The sequence below is a fragment of the Streptomyces sp. 3214.6 genome, assembly GCF_900129855.1.
Lineage (GTDB): Bacteria > Actinomycetota > Actinomycetes > Streptomycetales > Streptomycetaceae > Streptomyces > Streptomyces soliscabiei.
Genome location: NZ_LT670819.1, coordinates 6,964,500 through 6,985,091 on the forward strand (window position 1 = coordinate 6,964,500; position 20,592 = coordinate 6,985,091).

20 protein-coding genes and 1 tRNA gene are annotated in these 20,592 nt (G+C 69.9%); 13 read left to right on the forward strand and 8 right to left on the reverse strand.

Annotated elements, in window-relative coordinates; genetic code table 11:
- Positions 1-73: 73 nt before the first annotated feature.
- From B5557_RS31480 to B5557_RS31495, 4 genes are all read left to right on the forward strand, one after another.
- Positions 74-649 carry a TerD family protein gene (locus B5557_RS31480; RefSeq protein ID WP_079662623.1) on the forward strand — a complete coding sequence of 192 codons (576 nt, stop codon included), beginning with the start codon at positions 74-76 and terminating at the stop codon, positions 647-649.
- Between the two features lie 132 nt (positions 650-781).
- Positions 782-1,357, forward strand: coding sequence for a TerD family protein (locus B5557_RS31485; RefSeq protein WP_079662624.1), 576 nt, complete (start codon positions 782-784; stop codon positions 1,355-1,357).
- A gap of 127 nt (positions 1,358-1,484) precedes the next feature.
- A complete protein-coding gene (locus tag B5557_RS31490; RefSeq protein WP_079662625.1) occupies positions 1,485-2,633 on the forward strand; it encodes a DUF475 domain-containing protein in 1,149 nt (382 codons plus the stop codon).
- Between the two features lie 134 nt (positions 2,634-2,767).
- A complete protein-coding gene (locus tag B5557_RS31495) occupies positions 2,768-3,505 on the forward strand; it encodes a TerD family protein (protein ID WP_079662626.1) in 738 nt (245 codons plus the stop codon).
- A gap of 60 nt (positions 3,506-3,565) precedes the next feature.
- On the opposite strand, the gene B5557_RS31500 is transcribed toward B5557_RS31495, so the two are convergent.
- A complete protein-coding gene (locus tag B5557_RS31500) occupies positions 3,566-4,309 on the reverse strand; it encodes a TerD family protein (RefSeq protein ID WP_079662627.1) in 744 nt (247 codons plus the stop codon).
- Positions 4,310-4,495: 186 nt separating this feature from the next.
- Here B5557_RS31500 and B5557_RS31505 point away from each other — a divergent pair, with 186 nt between their 5' ends.
- From B5557_RS31505 to B5557_RS31515, 3 genes are read left to right on the forward strand one after another with little or no spacing between them, the layout of a single operon-like run.
- The gene (locus tag B5557_RS31505) at positions 4,496-5,662 is read left to right on the forward strand and encodes an HpcH/HpaI aldolase/citrate lyase family protein (protein ID WP_079662628.1); all 1,167 of its coding nucleotides are present in this window, start codon (positions 4,496-4,498) and stop codon (positions 5,660-5,662) included.
- Between the two features lie 26 nt (positions 5,663-5,688).
- On the forward strand, positions 5,689-8,436 hold the full coding sequence (locus tag B5557_RS31510) for a phosphoribosyltransferase (RefSeq protein ID WP_079662629.1): 2,748 nt from the start codon (positions 5,689-5,691) through the stop codon (positions 8,434-8,436).
- Entirely contained in the window at positions 8,436-9,236 is an 801-nt protein-coding gene (locus B5557_RS31515) for an HAD family hydrolase (protein WP_079662630.1), read from the forward strand. The genes B5557_RS31510 and B5557_RS31515 overlap by 1 nt, the downstream gene beginning before the upstream one ends.
- Before the next feature lie 21 nt (positions 9,237-9,257).
- On the opposite strand, the gene B5557_RS31520 is transcribed toward B5557_RS31515, so the two are convergent.
- Entirely contained in the window at positions 9,258-9,482 is a 225-nt protein-coding gene (locus B5557_RS31520) for an FmdB family zinc ribbon protein (protein WP_079662631.1), read from the reverse strand.
- A gap of 237 nt (positions 9,483-9,719) precedes the next feature.
- On the opposite strand from B5557_RS31520, the gene B5557_RS31525 reads away from it, so the two are divergent.
- The 3 genes from B5557_RS31525 to B5557_RS31535 all read left to right on the forward strand — a co-directional run bounded on the left by B5557_RS31525 (position 9,720) and on the right by B5557_RS31535 (position 14,614).
- Entirely contained in the window at positions 9,720-11,984 is a 2,265-nt protein-coding gene (locus B5557_RS31525) for a transglycosylase domain-containing protein (RefSeq protein WP_443031289.1), read from the forward strand.
- Positions 11,985-12,034: 50 nt separating this feature from the next.
- Positions 12,035-13,315, forward strand: coding sequence for a hypothetical protein (locus tag B5557_RS31530; protein WP_079662632.1), 1,281 nt, complete (start codon positions 12,035-12,037; stop codon positions 13,313-13,315).
- Between the two features lie 123 nt (positions 13,316-13,438).
- Positions 13,439-14,614, forward strand: a complete 1,176-nt coding sequence (locus B5557_RS31535; RefSeq protein ID WP_173877752.1) for an amidase domain-containing protein — start codon at positions 13,439-13,441, stop codon at positions 14,612-14,614.
- A 21-nt stretch (positions 14,615-14,635) separates the two neighbouring features.
- On the opposite strand, the gene B5557_RS31540 is transcribed toward B5557_RS31535, so the two are convergent.
- The 3 genes from B5557_RS31540 to B5557_RS31550 form a co-directional block, all read right to left on the reverse strand.
- Positions 14,636-15,139 (reverse strand): DUF4383 domain-containing protein, encoded by a 504-nt coding sequence (locus tag B5557_RS31540; RefSeq protein WP_079662634.1) that lies wholly within the window; start codon positions 15,137-15,139, stop codon positions 14,636-14,638.
- Between the two features lie 106 nt (positions 15,140-15,245).
- The gene (locus B5557_RS31545) at positions 15,246-16,640 is read right to left on the reverse strand and encodes a hypothetical protein (protein ID WP_079662635.1); all 1,395 of its coding nucleotides are present in this window, start codon (positions 16,638-16,640) and stop codon (positions 15,246-15,248) included.
- Between the two features lie 74 nt (positions 16,641-16,714).
- Positions 16,715-17,527, reverse strand: coding sequence for a DUF4097 family beta strand repeat-containing protein (locus B5557_RS31550; RefSeq protein ID WP_107472657.1), 813 nt, complete (start codon positions 17,525-17,527; stop codon positions 16,715-16,717).
- A gap of 233 nt (positions 17,528-17,760) precedes the next feature.
- Here B5557_RS31550 and B5557_RS31555 point away from each other — a divergent pair.
- Positions 17,761-17,835 (forward strand) — tRNA-Val (locus B5557_RS31555).
- A 39-nt stretch (positions 17,836-17,874) separates the two neighbouring features.
- Here B5557_RS31555 and B5557_RS31560 read toward each other — a convergent pair.
- Both B5557_RS31560 and B5557_RS31565 read right to left on the reverse strand, forming a co-directional pair.
- Positions 17,875-18,204 carry a hypothetical protein gene (locus B5557_RS31560; protein ID WP_079662636.1) on the reverse strand — a complete coding sequence of 110 codons (330 nt, stop codon included), beginning with the start codon at positions 18,202-18,204 and terminating at the stop codon, positions 17,875-17,877.
- A gap of 108 nt (positions 18,205-18,312) precedes the next feature.
- Positions 18,313-18,696, reverse strand: coding sequence for a thiol-disulfide oxidoreductase DCC family protein (locus B5557_RS31565; protein WP_079662637.1), 384 nt, complete (start codon positions 18,694-18,696; stop codon positions 18,313-18,315).
- A 74-nt stretch (positions 18,697-18,770) separates the two neighbouring features.
- Here B5557_RS31565 and B5557_RS31570 point away from each other — a divergent pair, with 74 nt between their 5' ends.
- Positions 18,771-19,313, forward strand: coding sequence for a GNAT family N-acetyltransferase (locus tag B5557_RS31570; protein ID WP_079662638.1), 543 nt, complete (start codon positions 18,771-18,773; stop codon positions 19,311-19,313).
- Here B5557_RS31570 and B5557_RS31575 read toward each other — a convergent pair.
- Positions 19,303-20,208, reverse strand: a complete 906-nt coding sequence (locus B5557_RS31575; protein ID WP_079662639.1) for a ketopantoate reductase family protein — start codon at positions 20,206-20,208, stop codon at positions 19,303-19,305. The two genes, B5557_RS31570 and B5557_RS31575, sit on opposite strands and share 11 nt — an antisense overlap.
- 97 nt (positions 20,209-20,305) lie before the next feature.
- Here B5557_RS31575 and B5557_RS31580 point away from each other — a divergent pair, with 97 nt between their 5' ends.
- Entirely contained in the window at positions 20,306-20,536 is a 231-nt protein-coding gene (locus tag B5557_RS31580; RefSeq protein ID WP_079662640.1) for a DUF2277 domain-containing protein, read from the forward strand.
- The last annotated feature ends 56 nt before the right edge of the window (positions 20,537-20,592 follow it).

A 20,592-nucleotide genomic window follows, 5' to 3' on the forward strand; every position in this document is an offset into this window, starting at 1 on the left:
CTAGGATCGACTCGTTGATCCGATATCCAACGCACCACGGGGCTCCCCGCCCCAGGACACCAATGGAGGACTCGTGGGAGTCAGCCTCAGCAAGGGCGGCAACGTATCGCTGACCAAGGAGGCCCCGGGCCTGACCGCGGTCATCGTCGGTCTGGGGTGGGACGTCCGCACCACGACCGGCACCGACTTCGACCTGGACGCCAGCGCGCTGCTGCTGAACAACGCAGGCAAGGTCGGCAGCGACGCCAACTTCGTCTTCTTCAACAACCTCAAGAGCCCCGACGGCTCGGTCGAGCACACCGGTGACAACACCACCGGTGAGGGTGAGGGCGACGATGAGGCGATCAAGGTCAACCTCGCCACCGTCCCGGCCGACGTCGAGAAGATCGTCTTCCCGGTGTCGATCTACGACGCCGAGAACCGTCAGCAGTCCTTCGGCCAGGTCCGCAACGCGTTCATCCGCGTCGTGAACCAGGCCGGCGGCACCGAGATCGCCCGCTACGACCTGAGTGAGGACGCGTCGACCGAGACCGCGATGGTCTTCGGCGAGCTCTACCGGCACGGCGCGGAGTGGAAGTTCCGCGCCATCGGCCAGGGCTACGCGTCGGGGCTGCGCGGCATCGCGCAGGACTTCGGCGTCAACGTCTGATCGACCCGGAGGACCTGAGGTCACCGAAAGCCCGACCGTCCGGCGCCGCACCGTTTACGGGCGGCGCCTGGGGGTCCCCCTCTGGGGGAGTGCAGGACAACCGAAGAAGCAGTACCTAGGGGAGGACCAGCAATGGGCGTCACGCTCGCCAAGGGAGGCAACGTCTCCCTGTCCAAGGCCGCGCCGAACCTCACTCAGGTGATGGTCGGACTCGGCTGGGACGCGCGCTCCACCACCGGAGCCGACTTCGACCTCGACGCCAGCGCGCTGCTGTGCTCGAGCGGGCGGGTGATGGGGGACGAGTGGTTCGTCTTCTACAACCAGCTCACGAGTCCGGACGGCTCGGTGGAGCACACCGGCGACAATCTCACCGGCGAGGGCGACGGCGACGACGAGTCGCTGCTGGTCGACCTCTCCAAGGTGCCCGACCGGTGCGACAAGATCGTCTTCCCGGTCTCCATCCATATGGCGGACGAGCGCGGCCAGACCTTCGGTCAGGTCTCCAACGCCTTCATCCGCGTCGTCAACCAGGCCGACGGCCAGGAACTCGCCCGCTACGACCTGAGTGAGGACGCGTCGACCGAGACCGCGATGATCTTCGGCGAGCTCTACCGCTACGGCGGCGAGTGGAAGTTCAGGGCGGTGGGTCAGGGGTACGCGTCGGGTCTGCGAGGCATCGCCCTGGACTTCGGTGTGCACGTCTCCTAGCGCTTTATGAGCAAAAAGCCCTCCCCTGTGGGCTGCGAAGGGGGCGGGACTAGACTTCGGCTTCAAAGTTTCATAAAAAGCCGAGTACGGCGCGGGGGAGACCCGTACACACAGGATTGGGTAGCCAGTGCTTCTGAAAACCTTCGGCTGGTCGTTCGCGGTCACCGCGCTCGGCCTGGTCGCAGCGGTCTTCTACGGGGGGTGGGAAGCCTTCGGCATCGTGGCGATCCTCTCCATCCTCGAGATCTCGCTGTCGTTCGACAATGCGGTGGTCAACGCCGGAATCCTGAAGAAGATGAACGCCTTCTGGCAGAAGATCTTCCTCACCGTCGGTGTCCTCATCGCCGTCTTCGGCATGCGGCTGGTCTTCCCCGTCGTCATCGTGGCGATCAGCGCCAAGATCGGCCCGATCGACGCCGTCGATCTCGCGCTGAACGACAAGGACCACTACCAGCAGCTCGTCACCGACGCCCATCCGGCGATCGCCGCCTTCGGTGGCATGTTCCTGCTCATGATCTTCCTCGACTTCATCTTCGAGGACCGCGACATCCAGTGGCTGCGCTGGATCGAACGCCCGCTGGCCAAGCTCGGCAAGGTCGACATGCTGTCGGTCTGCATCGCCCTGATCGTCCTGCTGATCACCGCCTTCACTTTCGCCACCCACGCCCACCAGCATGGCGGCGCCCACGTCGACAAGGCGCAGACGGTGCTGATCTCCGGCATCGCCGGCCTGATCACCTACATGATCGTCGGCGGTCTCTCCGGCTACTTCGAGGACAAACTCGAAGAAGAGGAGGAACGCGAGCACGAGGAGGAGGAAGAGGCGGTGCGCAGCGGCAAGCAGCGCTCGCCCGTCGTGCTGGCCGGCCAGGCCGCGTTCTTCATGTTCCTCTACCTCGAGGTCCTCGACGCGTCCTTCTCCTTCGACGGCGTGATCGGCGCCTTCGCCATCACCAACGACATCGTCCTCATGGCCCTGGGCCTCGGCATCGGCGCCATGTACGTCCGTTCGCTGACCGTGTACCTGGTCCGCCAGGGCACCCTGGACGACTACGTCTACCTGGAGCACGGCGCCCACTACGCCATCGGCGCCCTCGCCGTGCTCCTCCTGGTCACCATCCAGCACCAGATCAACGAGGTCATCACCGGTCTCGTCGGCGTGGTCCTGATCGCCGCGTCCTTCTGGTCCTCCGTGCGCCGCAACAAGGCACTCGCGGCCGCCGAGGGAAAAGCTGAGGGCTCGGACGAGAAGACTGAGGTCTCGTCCGGGGTGTGATCACCTTCTGACTGAGGAACGCTCTGTGCGGGGCGGCCGGTGAGGAAACTGTCCTCCACGGCCGCCCCGCCGGCTTTGTGGCGGATCCTGGTGGCGGATCCTTGTGGCGAACGATGGGGAGGCAGGGGGCGGGAATGGGCTTCTTCGACGGAATTCTGGGCAGCCGAACGGCCGAGTTCGACTCGGGCAGCGCGGCCAGCAACGCGATCGAGCTGACCAAGCGGCATCATCAGGTCTCCCTCACCAAGCAGGGCGCCGCGACGGGGAACCTACGGGTCAACCTGACCTGGCGGATGCGGACGTCCGACATCGGCGGGCCGCAGCGCGAGAGCCTGCTGCGCCACCCCTTCAAGGCGCTGCGGCCTCCGGAGGTCATCGGACACAGCCAGAGCATGGTCAACGTCGACCTCGACCTCGGCTGCCTGTACGAGCTGGCCGACGGCACCAAGGGCGTCGTCCAGCCGCTGGGCGGGCTCCTGGGGGACGTGAACGCGGCGCCGTACGTGAAGCTGAGCGGCGACGACCGGTTCGGATCGGCGTCCGGCGAGACGATGTACGTCAACCTCGACCACCGGGACGAGATCAAGCGGCTGCTGGTCTTCGTCTACATCTACGACCAGACGCCGGCGTTCGACCGCACCCACGCCATCGTCACGCTCTACCCGAGCAACGGGCCGCGGATCGAGATAGGGCTCGACGAGCGGCATCCGCAGGCCCGGTCCTGCGCGGTGGTCATGATCGAGAACGTGAAGGGTGAGTTGATGGTCCGGCGCGAGGTGCGGTTCGTGTACGGATTCCAGGCGGAGCTGGACCGGCTGTACGGGTGGGGGCTGCAGTGGGGGCGGGGCTACAAGACGAAGGTGGAGAAGTAGCGCTCAGGGCCCCGAGGTCCCCGCGATCCCACGGCCCTGCGGTCCCGCGCCACCTCGTCCTCACCGTCCGACGAACTGCGGTCCCTGCGGCGGCAGCCGGAAGGAGCCGTCCGGGTAGCCGTAGCCGTGGGTCGGAAGGCTGGACGGGTAGCCGTACGCCGGCTGTTGCTGCTGTTGCGGGACGGCTGAGGTCGGCTGCTCCGGAGGCAGGGGCTGGGAGAGGCTCGGGGTCGACTGGGCGGGCGTCGGATCGGACGCCTCCTCGGACTCGTCCACCGAGATGCCGAAGTCGGTGGCCAGGCCCTTGAGGCCGTTGGAGTAGCCCTCGCCCAGGGCGCGGAACTTCCAGCCGTCGCCGCGCCGGTACAGCTCGCCGCAGATCAGGGCCGTCTCCTCGCCCGTCTCGGGACGGATGTCGAAGGTGGCCAGCGGCTCGCCGTCGCTCTTCGCGTCGTACAGCAGAATGCTGAGGGAACGTACGCGGTCGAACGGGACGCCGTCCGCCGAAGCGACCAGCAGAATCTGGCCGACGCCGGACTCGACACCGGAGAGATCTGTCTGGATGGTGTCGGTAAGGCCTTCGGCGACCCGCTTCTTGCCGAGCCGCCACACCTTCCCGGAAGGGTGCCGGGGCTGGTTGTAGAAGACGAAGTCCTCGTCGGAACGCACACGCCCGTCGAGGCCGAGGAGCAGCGCCGAGGCGTCGACGTCCGGGACCCCCTGCCCGGGGGTCCAGCGCAGCACGGCACGTACCGTGGTGGTTTTCAGCGGGACGTTCGACCCCTTCAGCATCGCGTGCGTCATGCGGTCATCCTGCCTTCTCGGTCCTGCTCACGACAACGCGGGGTGCATGGCGGGTCCGGACAAGTCTCACGGGCGAGTTACCTGAAGTTCATGCCCGGCGGGAACCCCAGACATGGATCCCTACGTACTATTACCGGCCACCTCTTGCCGAATCCACCGCCTTACCTTGCACCACGGGGGAGTTTTATGCGTCATTTCGGGCACCTCGCCCCTGAGGTGCGGCAGCGCCTCTTCTACCGGGAGCCGTGCGTCTTCGACAGGGACTCCCCGGCCAGACTGCTCTCCGCGGCCCTGGGCGCCACGCTCTACAGCCCGGCCACCCGGCCCCGGCTGGCCGACGACATCGTCAAGCAGACCGGCCGCGGTGTGGTGTCGATGGTGCTGTGCCTGGAGGACTCCATCGGCGACGAGGACGTCGCGGCCGGCGAGGAGAACCTCGTCCGGCAGTTCGCCGACCTGGCGGCGCGCACGGAGCCGGAGCCGCCGCTGCTCTTCATCCGGGTGCGGACGCCCGAGCAGATACCCGACCTGGTCCGGCGGCTCGGGGCCGACGCGGAGCTGCTGAGCGGGTTCGTGTTCCCGAAGTTCACCGAGGAGCGGGGCATCCCCTTCCTGGAGGCGCTCTCGGGCGCCGAGGCGGCGAGCGGACGCAGGCTGTTCGGCATGCCCGTGCTGGAGACGCCCGAGCTGATGTACCGCGAGTCCCGGGTGGACGCGCTGGAGGGCATCGCCCGCGCCGTGGAGAAGTACCGCAGCCGGGTCCTCGCCCTGCGCCTCGGCGTGACCGACTTCTGCTCGTCCTACGGCCTGCGTCGCGCCCCCGACATGACCGCCTACGACGTCCAGATCGTCGCCTCCGTGATCGCCGACGTGGTGAACATGCTGGGGCGGGCCGACGGCACCGGCTTCACGGTCACGGGCCCGGTGTGGGAGTACTTCCGGGTCCCCGAGCGCATGTTCAAGCCGATGCTGCGACACAGCCCCTTCCTGGAGGGGCAGGCCGTGGAACTGCGCGAGAGACTGATCGAGCACGCGATGGACGGGCTGCTGCGTGAGATCTCCCTCGACCACGCCAACGGCCTGCTGGGCAAGACCTGCATCCACCCCTCGCACGTGCCCGCCGTGCACGCGCTGTCCGTCGTCAGTCACGAGGAGTACAGCGACGCGGCGGACATCCTGCGGCCGGAACGCGGCGGTGGGGGTGTGCTGCGGTCGCAGTACACGAACAAGATGAACGAGGTGAAACCGCACCGCGCCTGGGCCGAGCGCACGATGCTCCGCGCGGAGGTCTTCGGCGTCGCGCACGAGGACGTCAGCTTCGTCGACCTGCTCGCCGCCGGCATACCCGGCTGAACCACCACCTCACTCACAAGGGACGCATGAACAACGCAGTGAACAACGGGGACGACCGCGACCGCCGGGACACCCGGGACAGCCGGGTCTGGTCCGGCACGTGGGTCGCCGAGCGGCTCGGGGTCGAGCTCGTGGGCGACGGCACGCTGACGGACATGCTGGGCCTGGCCCTGCGCCGCAACCCCAAGCGGGCGCACCTGCTGGTGTCCAACGTGCTGGGCAAGCACGTCCCGCAGTCCCCGTCCCTCGTACACGGACACGGCTTCGACCTCGGCCGCCGGGTGCGCGAGTTGCTCGGCGCGCAGGAGGCGGCCGAGGCGGTCGTCCTGGGCTACGCGGAGACCGCCACCGGCCTTGGCCACTCCGTCGCCGACGGTCTCGGCACCGCCCCCTACCTGCACTCCACCCGCCGCCCGGTGGCGGGCGTCCCGACGGCGGGCGGCTTCGAGGAGTCCCACTCCCACGCCACGTCCCACCTCCTCCTGCCGGAGGATCCCGCGCTGCTGGCCGGGGACGGCCCGCTGGTCCTGGTCGACGACGAGTTCTCCACCGGCAACACCGTCCTGAACACCATCCGCGCGCTGCACGAGCGGTATCCGCGGAAGCGGTACGTCGTCGTCGCCCTCGTCGACATGCGCTCGGCGGCCGACGCGGGCCGCCTGGACGACTTCGCCCACGAGATCGGCGCCCGCGTCGACCTGGTGGCGGCGGCCTCCGGCACGGTGCGGCTCCCTCCGGGGGTGCTGGAGAAGGGGCAGGAGCTGGTGGCACGGTACGAGTCGGAGAGTGCCGCGGCGGGTCGTGGGTCGGCTGCGTCGTGGCCGGTCGCGCCCCGCGGCGGAGCCGCACATCGACACAGCCCCGCGCCCCTAAAGCCTGTTGCAGAGGCCGTGTCCGAAGAGCCGCCGCCCCTTCCCGCGCAGAGCCTTACAGCCGACGTGAGGCCCACCCCCCCAGGGGCGCGGGGCGCTGTTGAATGTGCGCCTACCGCCGCGCGGGCGCGACCGGCCACGACGGACCCGGACCCGGACGAAAACCGCACCCGGCAGACGCGGCACCGCGGCCACATCACCCGCGTAGAACTCGGCTGGCCCCGCGGCCTCCCCGACGGCGGCCGCCACGGCTTCACCCCCGAGCACCTAATACGCCTCGACGCCGCCCTCCCCGCCATGACAGCCCGCCTGGCAGAGGCGATACCCGAAGACGCCGCACGCGTCCTGGTGCTCGGCTTCGAGGAGCTGATGTACACGCCCCTCCGCCTCGCCCAGCAGCTGGAGCGGAGCGTCCCCGCAGAGGTGCGCTACTCGACCACCACCCGCTCACCCGTCCTCGCGGTCGACGACCCCGGCTACGCGATACGCAGCCGAATCGTTTTCCCTGCGCATGACGACCCGGCCGACGGCCCCGGCGAGCGCTACGCCTACAACATCGCGGGCGGCGGCTTCGACGCCGTGGTCGCCGTCGTGGACTCCGTGGCCGACACCGCGGCCCTGCACGCGCCCGACGGGCTGCTCGCCCGGCTGGCCGCGCATACCCCGCATGTCGTCCTCGCGGTCGTACCGTCGTACGTCCCCGAGCCGCTGTCCGCAGCCGCCCTGTCGGAAGAGAGACCCGCCATGCTGCCCGAGCCCCTTCGCGGCCCCGCCTTCTCCTCGTACGCGCCCGAGGAGGTCGGCTGGCTGCTCCAGGACCTCTCCGACGTGACGCTGGAGGCGCCGACCGAGGAGCGGGAGGAGGCCATCCAGAGCGGCGGCGCGCACTACGCCGAGTCGCTGCCCGTCGAGTACCAGCCCAGCGAGCAGTACCAGGAACTGTTCCACGCGGCCCTGGAGACCTCCGCGGCGCGGCTCGCGCAGGCCGTCGGCGTCGTCACGGAGACCGTGATCGCCGAGCGGTCGCCGCGGCCCGTCCTGGTCTCGCTCGCCCGCGCCGGTACCCCGGTGGGGGTGCTGATGCGGCGCTGGGCGCGGTTCCGGCACGGGCTCGACGTGCCGCACTACGCCGTGTCCATCGTGCGCGGCCGGGGCATCGACGCCAACGCGCTGCGCTGGCTGGCCGCCCATCACGACCCGCGGGACGTCGTCTTCGTCGACGGCTGGACCGGCAAGGGCGCGATCACCCGGGAGCTGGCCGCGGCGATCGAGGAGTTCGAGGCGGGCGGTGGAGCGGCCGGCTTCGACGCGGAGATCGCGGTGCTGGCCGACCCGGGCTCGTGCGTGCGGACGTACGGCACCCGGGAGGACTTCCTGATCCCGTCCGCCTGTCTCAACTCGACCGTGTCGGGGCTGATCTCGCGGACCGTCCTGCGCGCCGACCTCGTCGGCCCGGACGACTTCCACGGCGCGAAGTTCTACCGGGAGCTCGCCGGCGCGGACGTCTCGGTGGCCTTCCTGGACGTCGTCGCCGCCCGCTTCCCGGAGGTCGCGGACGCCGTCGACGGCGCGGCGAAGGAGCTCCTGGCCGGTGACCGCACGCCGAGCTGGGAGGGCTGGGCCGCCGTCGAGCGGATCAGCGAGGAGTACGGCATCCACGACGTGAACCTGGTCAAGCCCGGCGTCGGCGAGACCACCCGGGTGCTGCTGCGCCGGGTGCCCTGGAAGATCCTCGCGCGGGCCGGGGCGGGCGCCGACCTGGACCACGTGCGGCTGCTCGCCGGGCAGCGCGGGGTGCCCGTCGAGGAGGTCGACGACCTGCCGTACACCTGCGTGGGGCTGATCCACCCGCAGTTCACGCGCGGGGCGACCGGCGCCGACGGCAGGGCGGTGACGGTCTGATGCCGGTTCTGGTGGCGAGCGACCTCGACCGTACGCTCATCTACTCGGCGGCCGCCCTGGCGCTGACCATGCCGGACGCCCGCGCGCCGCGCCTGCTGTGCGTGGAGGTCCACGAGGCGAGGCCACTGTCGTTCATGACCGAGACGGCGGCGCAGCTGCTCACCGACCTCGGTGACACGGCAGTGTTCGTGCCGACGACGACCCGGACGCGCAAGCAGTACCAGCGCATCAACCTTCCGGGCCCGCAGCCGGCGTACGCGATCTGCGCGAACGGCGGTCATCTGCTGGTCGACGGGGCGACCGACCAGGACTGGCACGGGTCCGTGCTCGCCCGGCTGGCCGACGAGTGCGCGCCGCTCGCCGAGGTGCAGGAGCACCTGACGAAGACGGCGGACCCGCTCTGGCTGCGCAAACAGCGCATCGCCGAGGACCTGTTCGCCTACCTCGTCGTCGAGCGCGAGCTGCTGCCCGAGGAGTGGGTGAAGGAGCTCGCGGCCTGGGCGGAGAACCGCGGCTGGACCGTGTCGCTGCAGGGTCGCAAGATCTATGCCGTGCCGAAGCCGCTGACCAAGAGCGCGGCCGTGCGCGAGGTGGCCCGCCGCACCGGCGCCGAACTGACGCTGGCCGCGGGCGACTCGCTGCTCGACGCCGACCTGCTGCTGGCCGCCGACCGGGGCTGGCGCCCGGGGCACGGCGAACTGGCCGACGCGGCCTGGACGGCCCCGGCGATCACCGCCCTGCCCGAGCGGGGCGTGCTGGCCGGCGAGCGCATCCTGCGGGAGTTTCTGAAGAACTCCTGAGAACGCGCCCTGGGCCGGACGTCAGCCGCAGCAGCCGCCGCCGCAACAACCGCCTCCGCCTCCGCCCCCGCCGCCCGCTCCGGGCGCGGGGGCGGAGGCGGTGCCGCCCACGGCCACGGTTGAGAGAAGCTTCACTGTGTCGTCATGACCCGCGGGGCAGGACGCGGGATCGGCGGACCGGGCCATCGGCCGGCTCAGTTCGAAGGTGTCGCCGCAGGTCCGGCAGCGGTACTCGTAGCGAGGCATGGCCCCAGATTAGGGCCTTATGCTCGGACGGTGCGTCAGCAGTTTGACCATTGTTCACTTCTGGCGTTTCCTTATGTGGAGAATTTGCGAAGGGCGCTGGTAATTTGAGAGCGCCGCACGAACCCCGAGGTCGGAAGGGTTCACGCTTTGCGGCCGCGTCAACGGCAACCATGTCAGGCCCTCGTAAGTCTGTACGTCTGCCTGCGAGCAATACGGAGTGCGGGAGGGAGACGCGTCGTGACCCAGGCGGGGCAGGGGGAGGAGCCCCAAGAGCCAGATGCCACCATGCAGTTGAAGGTCCCTGCCTCTTTCCGGGCGGACGAGACCATGCAACTGCGGGTATCGGATATACCGGCCTTGCCGGACATATCCGAGGGCGGCGGTGAAGGCGGTGGCGACAAGAAAGCGCGTTCGTCGAAAAACCGGCGGAAAGCCCCCCGCCCTTCCGTGTTTGCCCGAATATCCGCGGCTCTGGGTCCCCGGCTGACCCCGTTTCTCGCGGCACTGGCCCCGTATGTGGCTCGTGTCACGCCGTACGCCCGCAAGCTGCGCCCGCAGTACCCGCGCCCGGGCCGTACCGGCTGGCGGCGCTGGATACCCTCCTGGCGGCAGTGGCTCGGCGGCTTCCTTGCGTCGATGGGCCTGAGCAGCCTGCTGCTGGTCGTCGCCTACGCGGCCACCGACATACCGGACAACATCAACTCGTACGCCACCCAGCAGGACAACGTGTACTTCTGGGCCGACGGGACGCCGATGGCCCGCACCGGCTGGGTGCAGCGACAGGCGATGCCGCTGAAGGACATCCCCGAGGACGTCCGCTGGGCGGTCCTCGCGGCCGAGAACGCGAGCTTCTACAGCGACCCCGGCATCTCCTTCAAGGGCATCACCCGCGCCCTGTTCCGCACGATCGGCCAGGGCGACACCCAGGGCGGCTCCACGATCACCCAGCAGTACGTCAAGAACGTCTATCTGAACCAGAACCAGACGGTCAGCCGCAAGTTCACCGAGGCGATGATCTCCCTCAAGCTCGACGACCAGATGAGCAAGGACGACATCCTCGAGGGCTACCTCAACACCAGCTGGTTCGGCCGCGGCACCTACGGCATCCAGCGTGCCGCCCAGGCCTACTACGGCAAGGACGTCAGTCAACTCAACGCCAGCGAGGCCGCGTTCCTGGCCTCCCTCCTCAGGGGCGCGGGCCTCTACGACCCGACCCTGAGCTCCGCCAACCGCGCCCGTGCCGTCGAGCGCTGGTCGTGGACCCTGGACCGGATGGTCGAGATCGGCAAGCTGTCGAAGGCCGAGCGCGCCAAGTACACGAAGTTCCCCGAGCCGCTCAAGGCCAACCCGCTGTACGACACCGGTGAGCAGAGCGACTACCTGGTCGAACTCGCCTCCCAGTACGCCAAGAAGGCCGGGAACATCTCCGACAAGGACTTCGACCTGGGCGGCTACCAGATCTACACGACCTTCGACAAGAAGCGCGAGACCCAGCTCACCGACGCCGTCACCAAGGCCCGCAAGAAGGCCCAGAAGGACGACCCGAAGGACGCCGCGGCCGCGCACTACGGCGCCTCCTCGGTGGCCGCCGACGGGCGGATCCTCGCCGTCTACGGCGGCCCCGACCACCGGACGCAGGGCTACAACGAGTCCAACGCCACCACCGTCCCCGCCGGGTCGGCCTTCCAGCCGTTCGTGTACGCGGCCGGCCTGGAGCACGGCATCCACAAGACCCGTGACGGGGAGACCACCGAGATCACCGGCGACTCGCTCTACGACGGCAACAACAAGGCGCTGTTGACCACCCCCGAGGGCTACTACTGGGACCGCAACGGCAAGCGGGTCGTCTCCGAGAACGACGGCGGCAAGTCCTACGGGCAGATCTCCCTGCACCGGGCTCTGGCCCGGTCGGTGAACACGCCGTTCATGCAGCTCGGCATGGACACCGGCCTGGACGTGGTGCGCTCCACCGCTGAGAAGTCCGGGCTGCTGTCCTCCAGCTTCGGGGCGCAGGTGCCCGCGCTGTCCACGGGCAGTGCCACGCCCAGCGCGATCCGCATGGCCAGCGGCTACGCCACCTTCGCCGCGGGCGGCAAGCACACCGAGCCGTACTCGGTGCGCATGATCACCAAGAACGGCACCAAGGTCGTCCTGGAGACCCCGGCCACCGACCGCGCGTTCGGCGCCGATGTGGCCGAGGAGGTCAACTCCGCGCTCGCGGACTCCTTCAGCCTCGCCCACCCGGACGACGTGCCCTCCTCGCAGCAGCAGGCCGCCCGGTCCGGCTCGCTCGGCCGGGTGACCGGGAAGGCGGGCACCACCCAGGACGACACCGCCGCCTGGTACGTCGGCTCCGCCAAGGCCGTGTCCACCGCCGTCGTCGTCTACCGCATCGACCTCACCAAGAGCCTCGAACCGCTTCCACTGAAGGGCATCGCCGGCACGACCCACGACAGCGTTCCGTACGGCATCTGGTCAGGTGCCATGAGCCCGCTCGGCTGACCACCGACCCCGGGCACCCGCGCCCCCGAATCCGGAGAAATGATCCGCACATGAAGTCACCGTCGGGCCGCCGCCGCAAGGCCCCGGCATCCACGCGCCGCCCCGTCGCCACCCACCCGGGGTTCCTGACACTGGCGGCGCTCCTCGTCGTCGCCTCCCTGATGGCCGGCTACCTGGTGCTCCACCGCACGGACGACACCCAGCCGACGGCGTCCTCGGGGGACAGCAGGAAGGCGTCGTCGGAGGCCACCAAGGAGCCGGTGTGGGACGGCAAGACCCACGTCCTGGGGGACGGCTCCACCTCGTACACCGGGCCGCAGACGGGCCAGTTGAAGCCGGTCCCGCTCAAGCCCGGTGAAAAGCCACCGCAGTTCGTCGTCTTCTCCTGGGACGGCGCGCTGATGGGCGACGACGGCCTCTTCGAGCACTACCGGAAGCTGGGCGAGAAGTACAACGCCAACATGACCTTCTTCCTCACCGGCATCTACCTGCTGCCCAAGAGCAAGAAGGACCTGTACTCCCCGCCGCAGCACCCCAGGGGCTCGGCCGCGATCAGCTACGCCACCGACGAACACATCCGCACCACCCTGGAGCAGCTCTCCGAGGCATGGAAGGAGGGCAACGAGATCGGCACCCACTTCAACGGCCACTTCTGCGGCGCCAAGGGCGGCAAGGACTGGAGCGTCGCGGAGTGGAAGAGCGAGATCGACCAGTTCTACAAGTTCGTGGAGAACTGGAAGACCAACACCGGCTACAAGGACATCCCCCCGCTGCCCTTCGACTTCAGGAAGGAGGTCACCGGCGGCCGGGCGCCCTGCCTGGAGGGCCAGCCGAACCTCCTGAAGGCCGCCAAGGGCTACGGCTGGCGCTACGACGCCTCCAACCCGGGCGGCTTCCAGATCTGGCCGACGAAGAAGAACGGCCTCTGGGACTTCCCGCTCCAGGCGCTCCCGAACGGCGACGTGCAGTCCCTGTCCATGGACTTCAACTTCCTGGCCAACCAGTCCGACGGCCAGCCCGACGGCGACCCCGCCAAGTACACGCAGTGGGAGCAGGAGACCCTCGACTCCTACATGGCCGGCTTCAACCGGGTGTACTACGGCAGCCGGGCCCCGCTGTTCATCGGCAACCACTTCGAGCAGTGGAACGGCGGCATCTACATGAAGGCCGTCGACCAGGTCATCGAGAACGTGTGCACCAAGAAGGACGTCAAGTGCGTGTCCTTCAGGGAGTTGGCCGACTGGATGGACGTGCAGTCGCCCGCGACGCTGGAGCGGATGCGCACCCTGGACCCGGCGCAGAATCCGGACTGGTCGACCGTCGTGAAGTGACGGCCGGATTCCGGGTACGGCGTAACCAAACCTCAACCGCAACCCTCTTCACACGAGCTGCACATGTCATGCAAAGATGCCCCTGCCCGGCATCCCCCCGCCGGGTCAAGAGGGGAAACATCAGTGAAGTCAAGGAAATTGAGCGGGACGCGCCGCCGCGTCACGATACTCGGGGCAGCGGCGACCTCGGTCGTCGCCGGAGTCGCGCTGCTGCCCAACTGGTCCGCAGGCGCCGCGGTCGTCGACGACCCCACGGTCGACGCCAAGACCAAGGCCACCTTCCAGCGGCTGGCGGACGCGGTCTTCACCGACCGTACGGACGCCCTCGTCACGGGCGCCCAGGGCGACCGCGCGAAGCCGCTGACCAACGGCTTCTCCGGTAACGTCAAGCTGTCCTCCGGCACCGCCCGCAGCGAGGGCGCCACGGTGTCCTCCCTGGAGCAGCGCAAGGACAAGCTCGCGAAGGCCGGCGAGAAGTACAGCAAGGCCGCCACCACCGTCACCCTGAACGCCACGCGCGTGACGGGCCGCACGGCCAAGGCCGCGGTCACCGAGACCACGACCCTGACCTACGCGCAGGCCCGCGGAGACGCGCCGAAGACCACCGGGTTCCAGGCCAGGCACGAGCTGACGTTCAAGGCCGACCAGCAGGGCAACTGGCAGCTCACCGGCATCACGGACACCGACCAGGGTGGCCTCGCCGTGAACACGCTGTCCAAGCCGACGTCCGTCAAGGTGAACACCGCGGCCGACGACAACCCGATGCCGAACGCCCCGCGCGCGGCGACCAGCTGGAACCCGCCCGCTGTCCCGAAGACCGGTACCACGTACGACTACAAGGCCATGGCGGCCTACGCCGAGAAGTACTGGAACGTCTACAACAAGGACTACCCGGACTTCAACAACCACACCGCCGGCGGCGACTGCACCAACTTCGTCAGCCAGTCTCTGAAGGCGGGCGGCTGGAAGCACGTCCCCGGCTACGTGTACGACTACACGAAGTGGTTCGGCAACGCCGACATCCAGTCGGACTCGTTCGTCGGCGTCAACGAGTGGTCCTGGTTCGCCCAGAACTCCAAGCGGACCACCCCGCTCGCCAACGTGTACCAGCTCGAGGTCGGCGACGTCCTCCAGATGGACTTCGACCGGGACGGGTCCAAGGACCACACGATGATCGTCACGTACAAGGCCAACGGCATGCCGTACCTGACGTACCACTCGAACAACACGCTGCGCAGGTCGCTGTCGAGCATCCTCGCGTCGTACCCGAACACGTACTACTACGCCTACCGCACCTGATCCGGCCGGCCCGTCGCCCCGTCACTCCTCGGGATGACGGGCCCGCCAGTACGGGTTGTCGTGCGGCAGGGCGGATCCCACCCTGCCGTACATCCCGAAGACCATCAGCAGGATCCCGATCACGAAGCTGAGCATGCAGTTCTGGATCTTGAAGGCCAGGAAGTTGTAGTCCGTCTCCAGCAGCGCCATGTTCAGGAAGCCGCTGAGGATGAACAGGACGCCGAGGGTCATGTTCAGCGTCGACGCGAAGTTCCCGCCGATCACCATGCCCACGAAGAGCAGCAGTCCGACACCGACCGACAGCCAGCTCAGCGCACCGTTGGTGTTCAGGCTCCACACCTCGTCCCCGCCGGTGTCGAAGAAGCCGATTTTGTCGATGATCCCGAAGATCCCGAAGACGACGAGACCCAGGCCCATCAGCCCGGCGCCGATCCGGTAGACCAGGTTCAGGCGATGGTCGACGGGCAGGTGGTCGTTGAGTCTGATCCGCCGTCCGGACCGGCCGTGCAGTACGTGTGTGGCCATCTCCGCCTCCCTGGGGGTGGACGTGCCGACGGGGGCCGTACGTACTCTCAATATCCGCCCGCCGCCCGCCGAGGGCAATGTCGGGGCGTCAGGGGCGTCAGGGGCGTCACTGCCCGGTGCCGCGCTCCTCGCGGATCCGGGCCACCGTGTCCGCCACCGCCCGCCGCACCGCCTCCGTCTCGGTCAGGAAGTGCCAGTAGTCGGGGTGCCGGCCCTCCAGCGTGGCGATCGCCCGCTCCAGCCGGGCCACCGAGTCGTCCAGCGGGCGCGCATGCCGCGGATCGGGCGTGTTGCGGCCCGACATGGCCAGCCGCTGCGCGTCCCGGATCGCGAACCGGGTCCGGTCGATCTCCGCCTGCGGATCCTTCTGCACGGCGTTCAGCCTGCTCAGCCGGTCACCGGCCGCCGACACCGCCTCGTCCGTGCCGTTCAGCAGCGCCCGCACCGTCGACAGCAGCGCGGTGGCGTCCGCCCAGCGCTGCGCGTCCCGCGCGGCCTGCGCCTCCTTCAGCTTCGCCTCCGCCTGCCGGACGTTCTCCCCGGCCTGCTCGGGGACGTGCTGGAGGTCCTGCCAGCAGGCCGCCGAGAACCGCCGCCGCAGCTCGCTCAGGATCGGCTCCACCTGCCCCGAGCGGGTCTCCAGCGCCTGCGCGCGCGTACGCAGCGACACCAGCCGGTGGTCGATCTCGGCGGCCCGCTCCGGCAGCCGCTCCGCCTCCACGCGGACCGCCTCGGCCTCCCGCGACACCCGCTCAGCCCGCTCCAAGGTCTGCGGCACCCCGTGCTGCCCCGCGCCCTGGTTCAGCATCGTCAGCTCGGGCGCGAGCGCCGCCAGCCGCGCCGCGAGATCGTCCGCCCGCAGACCGCTCTCCCGTACGGCGTCCAGGGCCTGGGAAGCGGCCAGCAGTGCCTGCCGGGCCCGCTCCACGGCGGGCGCGAGCCGGGCCAGCTGCGTCTCGGCCTTGCCGAGCAGGGGGCCCAGCCCGTCGGCGAACCGGTCCAGCTCCTGCTTGACGCGCCCCAACTCGTCCTTCGCACGGGTCAGCTCGGTGCGCGCCCGGGCGGCCACCGACGCCTCCAGGTCGTCCCGGTCGAGATCGTGGGCGTCGACGGCGTTGATGTACTGGCTGCTGGCCTCGTCGATGCGTCGGCCGACGGCCTCGAAGTCGGAGACCGCGCGCCGGGCGGCCGGCGTGTCGTCCACCGCCATGATCGTCTCGATGGAGATCCGCAGCTCGCGCTGGGCGGTGTCCAGTTCGTAGAACGCGGCCGCCGCGGCGTCCTTCGCGGCCTGCGCCTCGGCCCGCTGACCCTCCGCCCGCCCGCCGAACCAGCGCCGGGTGCCGCCGCCCGCGAACGCGGCGGGCAGCGCGAGGGCGACCACGAGAGGAAGGGCGACCAGCGTGACGGTGTCCTGGAGCGCTGAACGCAACGCCTTTCGCGCGGAACGCCGTGCGCGCGGCACCAACGGCGAGTACGGCTGCGCTGGTGTCGCCGTCACATCCCTCTCCCGTGCTGTGATCCGCCCTGCCCGGTCTCATTCTCCCACCGGTTAAGGACGAACACACGGGCCCGTTAGTTCGCGTTCTTGACGGTGACTTCGCCGTCGGCGCTGCGCGCGTCCACGACATGCGCGCTGGACTCGTCGCGCGGGACGGACACATGCACCCCGCCGTCGTCGGTCTTCGTGGTCACCCGGTACGTCGCCGCGGGCAGCGCGATCGTCAGCGAGCCGTCGTCGCTGACCGACTCCACCCGGTCCGGTACGGCGCTCAGGGTCAGGTGCACCGAGCCGTCCTTCGTGTGCGCGTTCACCGTGCGCGAGGCGACCTCGGCGCGTACGGAGCCGTCGTCGCTGCGCAGCTCCAGCGGCCCGCTGGAGTCGGTGACGCGTACGGAACCGTCCTTGGTACGCACGCTCAGCGCGTCCCGGAAGCCCTGCGCCCGCACGCTGCCGTCGTCGCTGTCGATCTTCACGGCGACGCCCCGGGGCACCACGACGCGGTGCTTGGCGGCGCAGTCGGCGACCAGGCCGGAGCAGTGCATGCGCAGCGTCAGCCGGTCGTCCTTCATCGACCAGGTCACCTTCGGGCTGCTGCCGACGGTGACCGACCCCTGGAACCACCGGGTGACGTCGACCGTGCCCGCCTTGGCCGTGTCCGAGGCGACGACCTCGAGCGCCGAGTCGTCGGAGTCGATCGTGAGCGTGCTGCCCTGCAGGCCGAAGGACCGGTGGTCGGGATGCTCGTCGTCGTCGGCGGAGGCGCAGGCGGTCGCTCCCGCGGCGAGGACCACGACGACGGCGGCGAGCGCCCTACGGGTCGAACGGCGCGTTCGGGCCGTGCCGGTCGTACGGGTCGTGCCGGTCGTACGGGTCGTACGGGCCATGTCGGTCTCCCCCTGGGCTGCTGCCTGACGGTGCACTGATGCGTACTGATGCGCACTGACGACCGTAGGCGTCCGCGGGCGGGCGGACGATCCGGTGGGCTCCCGCATCCGGGGTGGGGCTAACCCCCGGGGGGAATCCTCGGGGAATGCTCCGGGGAGCTTCGGGGGAGTCTTCGGGCGGATACGGGTTTGCAGGACACAGGCACCGGCAATGTAGGCTGTCGACTCGTCCTGGGTGCGTAGCTCAGGGGTAGAGCGCCTGCCTTACAAGCAGGATGTCGGCGGTTCGAAACCGTCCGCGCCCACCAGGAGAGCGAGAGGGCCCCCGGAGCGATCCGGGGGCCTTTTCACGTGTCGGGATGCGCGTGCTTGAGGCTCATACGGGCCTCGACCCGGTCCGCCTCGGCGACCTCCGCCCAGAAGCGGTGGCAGCTCACGAACACCGCCAGCTCGTGCTCCCGGCGCCGGAGCTTCTCCACCTCGGCCTGTTCGTCGGCCGTCCAGCCGGGGGAGGCGGGGCGCTCGACCTTGCGCCAGCCCCCGTCGTCACTGAAGCCGTCCAGCGGCTCGACGGACCAGGGCAGCCGCTTCAGCAGGGCCGCCAGCTCGGCCCGGACCTGATGCAGCTCCTCCTGACCGGCGCGCAGGTCGCTGGGAAAGTCATAGGTCTTAGCCACACGGCAATGGTACGCCTGTTCGAATTTGAGTGGCGAGCTCCTTTGGAGTGTCCGTGTGAACGTGCGTTCGAGTGGGGTTGCGGGGACTCACAGCACCGCTCGTCCGGATCAGCGCGGCGGCACCGCGCAGGCGGGAGTGCCGCCGGGCAGCCGGTACCGGTTGCGGGACACCCATCGGTAGACCACGCGGGCGCCGGCCCGGATGCCGGGCAGCCGTACGACGGCCGCGAGCACGCGGTACACGCCGGACGGCGAGGTGCCCACCCAGCGGGCCAGCGCGTCCGCCCCGCCCGCGAGAACCGTGCCGCCGTGCAGCAACAGCACCTCCTGGTCGAGCCGTTCGAGGTGCGGTGCGGTCTCCTCGGCGGGCAGAAACTGCCAGGGCACCGCCTCCAGCGTCGGCGCTGCGAGCGCCCGGACGCGGTCGACGGAGCTCTGGCAGAAGCCGCAGTCCCCGTCGTAGGCGAGAACGGGGGGTGCGGAGCCGGGCATGGGTGTTCCCTTCCGTCAGGGCAACCGTTCCGAAGGACCGGCCCGTTGTCAGACCCTCGTTCTACGGTTGCCGTATGGATCACAGTGGTGTGGAGCAGGTGCGGCTGGTGCCATGGTCGCAGGGCGACTTCTGGCTGTTGCAGCGGTCCAACAGCCCCGAGATGACCGCGCATCTCGGCGGGCCGGAGAGCGAGGAGAAGCTCGCCGACCGACACCGCCGCTACCTCGCGGTGGCCCCGGGCGGTATGTACCGCGTCGAGCTGGCGGACAGCGGGGAGACGATCGGGTCGATCGGCTACTGGGAGACCCAGGTGCGGGGCGGCACGGTGTGGGAGACCGGGTGGGCGACCCTGCCCGAGTTCCAGGGCAGAGGCCTCGCCGTGCGGGCCGCCCGAGCGCTCATGGAGGTCGCGGGACAGGCGGCCGGTCACGGCGGCCACCCGTCCCTGCACGCCTTCCCCAAGGTCGATCACGCGGCGTCCAACGGAGTGTGCCGCAAGGCCGGTTTCACCCTGCTCGGGCAGATCGACCTCGAGTACCCGAAGGGGAACCCGATCCGGTCCAACGACTGGTACGTCAATCTGCGGAGCAGCGGCACGGCGCTGCCTAGCGTGTAGCGGCCGCCAACTCCCGTACCAGACGCGTCGTCACCGGCGCCGGTATGCCGTGCCGCTCGGCCGCCCGCAGCAACGCCCCGCCGATCGCGTCGAGTTCGAGAGGGCGGCCCGCCTCGGCGTCGCGCTGCATGGAGGACTTGGCGGTGGGTGCGAAAGCGTCGTAGCGGGCGAGTGCCTGGGCCGGGTCGGCGGGGGCGCCGCAGGCGCCGCTGACGGCCGCGGTCTCCTCGACGAGGGCGATCAGCTCCTCGCGGTGCCGGGTGCGGACCTCGCCGAGGGGCAGGCCGTACCGGGTGGTGAGCAGGGCGAACGGCGCGAGGAACGCCATCTTCGCCCACAGTGCGGCCGTCTCGTCCGGCAGGACACGGACGGTCGGGCCGGCCGCCGTCAGCGTCCGCGCGAGTGCGTCGAGGCGGGGCCGCGGCACGGCGTCGCCGGCCAGGTCGATCTCCGTGAAGGGGCTCGCGTGCTCGATCACGCCCCGCGCGACCCGGGTCGACTCGACGCGGATCACGGCCGGGGCCACCCGGTCCGGGCGGTGGAGGGCGCGCAGCACGTCCGGGTGCTCGACGCCGTTCAGGAACGGTACGAGGAGGGCGTCGTCGCCGAGTGCCGGGCCGGGGATGCGGGTCAGGGCCGCGTCGAGGGCGGTGTGCTTGACGGCGATCAGGACCGCGTCGACCGGGACGCGCAGCTCGGTGTCCGCGTCGACGCGGGCCGTGAAGTCGCCGAACTGCGTGCTGTGGACGCGGATGCCGTCGGTGCGCAGGGCGGCGGCCGTGTCCTCGCCGGCCAGGCAGGTCACCCGGTGTCCGGCCCGGGACAGCAGGGCCGCGAGCAGGCCGCCCACCCCGCCGGGGCCGAGCACGGCAACGCGCAGAGTGTCGTTCGTCATGGTGATGTCGTCCTCTCGTCGGTCGGCCCCGCGGGTGCGGTGGCCGCCTCGGACGTGATCATGGCACGCGGGCGGGGGCCCGGGGCAGACTGGGCACATGTGCCGGAGTATCAAGACGCTGCGTCCCCCCGCCCTGCCCGAGGAGGCCACGGAGGACGAGATTCGCGCCGCAGCCCTGCAGTACGTACGCAAGGTGTCCGGCTTCCGGGCGCCGGCCGAGCACAACCGGGAGGTGTTCGAGAGAGCGGTCGAGGTCATCGCCGCGGCCACCGCGGAACTGCTGGACAACCTGGAGGTGCGCGGGTCGCACCGCCCGACGGCGGCATGACGTCGACGTACGCGCGCGGGCGCGAGGGCTGAAAGCTGCCCGCGGGCCGGGAACGG

Bases quoted from the DNA above. Each gene is read 5' to 3' on its own strand.
- B5557_RS31485 (WP_079662624.1), top strand. From the start codon at position 782: ATGGGCGTCACGCTCGCCAAGGGAGGCAACGTCTCCCTGTCCAAGGCC.
- B5557_RS31495 (WP_079662626.1), top strand. From the start codon at position 2,768: ATGGGCTTCTTCGACGGAATTCTGGGCAGCCGAACGGCCGAGTTCGAC.
- B5557_RS31500 (WP_079662627.1), bottom strand. From the start codon at position 4,309: ATGACGCACGCGATGCTGAAGGGGTCGAACGTCCCGCTGAAAACCACC.
- B5557_RS31505 (WP_079662628.1), top strand. From the start codon at position 4,496: ATGCGTCATTTCGGGCACCTCGCCCCTGAGGTGCGGCAGCGCCTCTTC.
- B5557_RS31510 (WP_079662629.1), top strand. From the start codon at position 5,689: ATGAACAACGCAGTGAACAACGGGGACGACCGCGACCGCCGGGACACC.
- B5557_RS31515 (WP_079662630.1), top strand. From the start codon at position 8,436: ATGCCGGTTCTGGTGGCGAGCGACCTCGACCGTACGCTCATCTACTCG.
- B5557_RS31520 (WP_079662631.1), bottom strand. From the start codon at position 9,482: ATGCCTCGCTACGAGTACCGCTGCCGGACCTGCGGCGACACCTTCGAA.
- B5557_RS31530 (WP_079662632.1), top strand. From the start codon at position 12,035: ATGAAGTCACCGTCGGGCCGCCGCCGCAAGGCCCCGGCATCCACGCGC.
- B5557_RS31540 (WP_079662634.1), bottom strand. From the start codon at position 15,139: ATGGCCACACACGTACTGCACGGCCGGTCCGGACGGCGGATCAGACTC.
- B5557_RS31550 (WP_107472657.1), bottom strand. From the start codon at position 17,527: ATGGCCCGTACGACCCGTACGACCGGCACGACCCGTACGACCGGCACG.
- B5557_RS31565 (WP_079662637.1), bottom strand. From the start codon at position 18,696: ATGCCCGGCTCCGCACCCCCCGTTCTCGCCTACGACGGGGACTGCGGC.
- B5557_RS31570 (WP_079662638.1), top strand. From the start codon at position 18,771: ATGGATCACAGTGGTGTGGAGCAGGTGCGGCTGGTGCCATGGTCGCAG.
- B5557_RS31575 (WP_079662639.1), bottom strand. From the start codon at position 20,208: ATGACGAACGACACTCTGCGCGTTGCCGTGCTCGGCCCCGGCGGGGTG.
- B5557_RS31580 (WP_079662640.1), top strand. From the start codon at position 20,306: ATGTGCCGGAGTATCAAGACGCTGCGTCCCCCCGCCCTGCCCGAGGAG.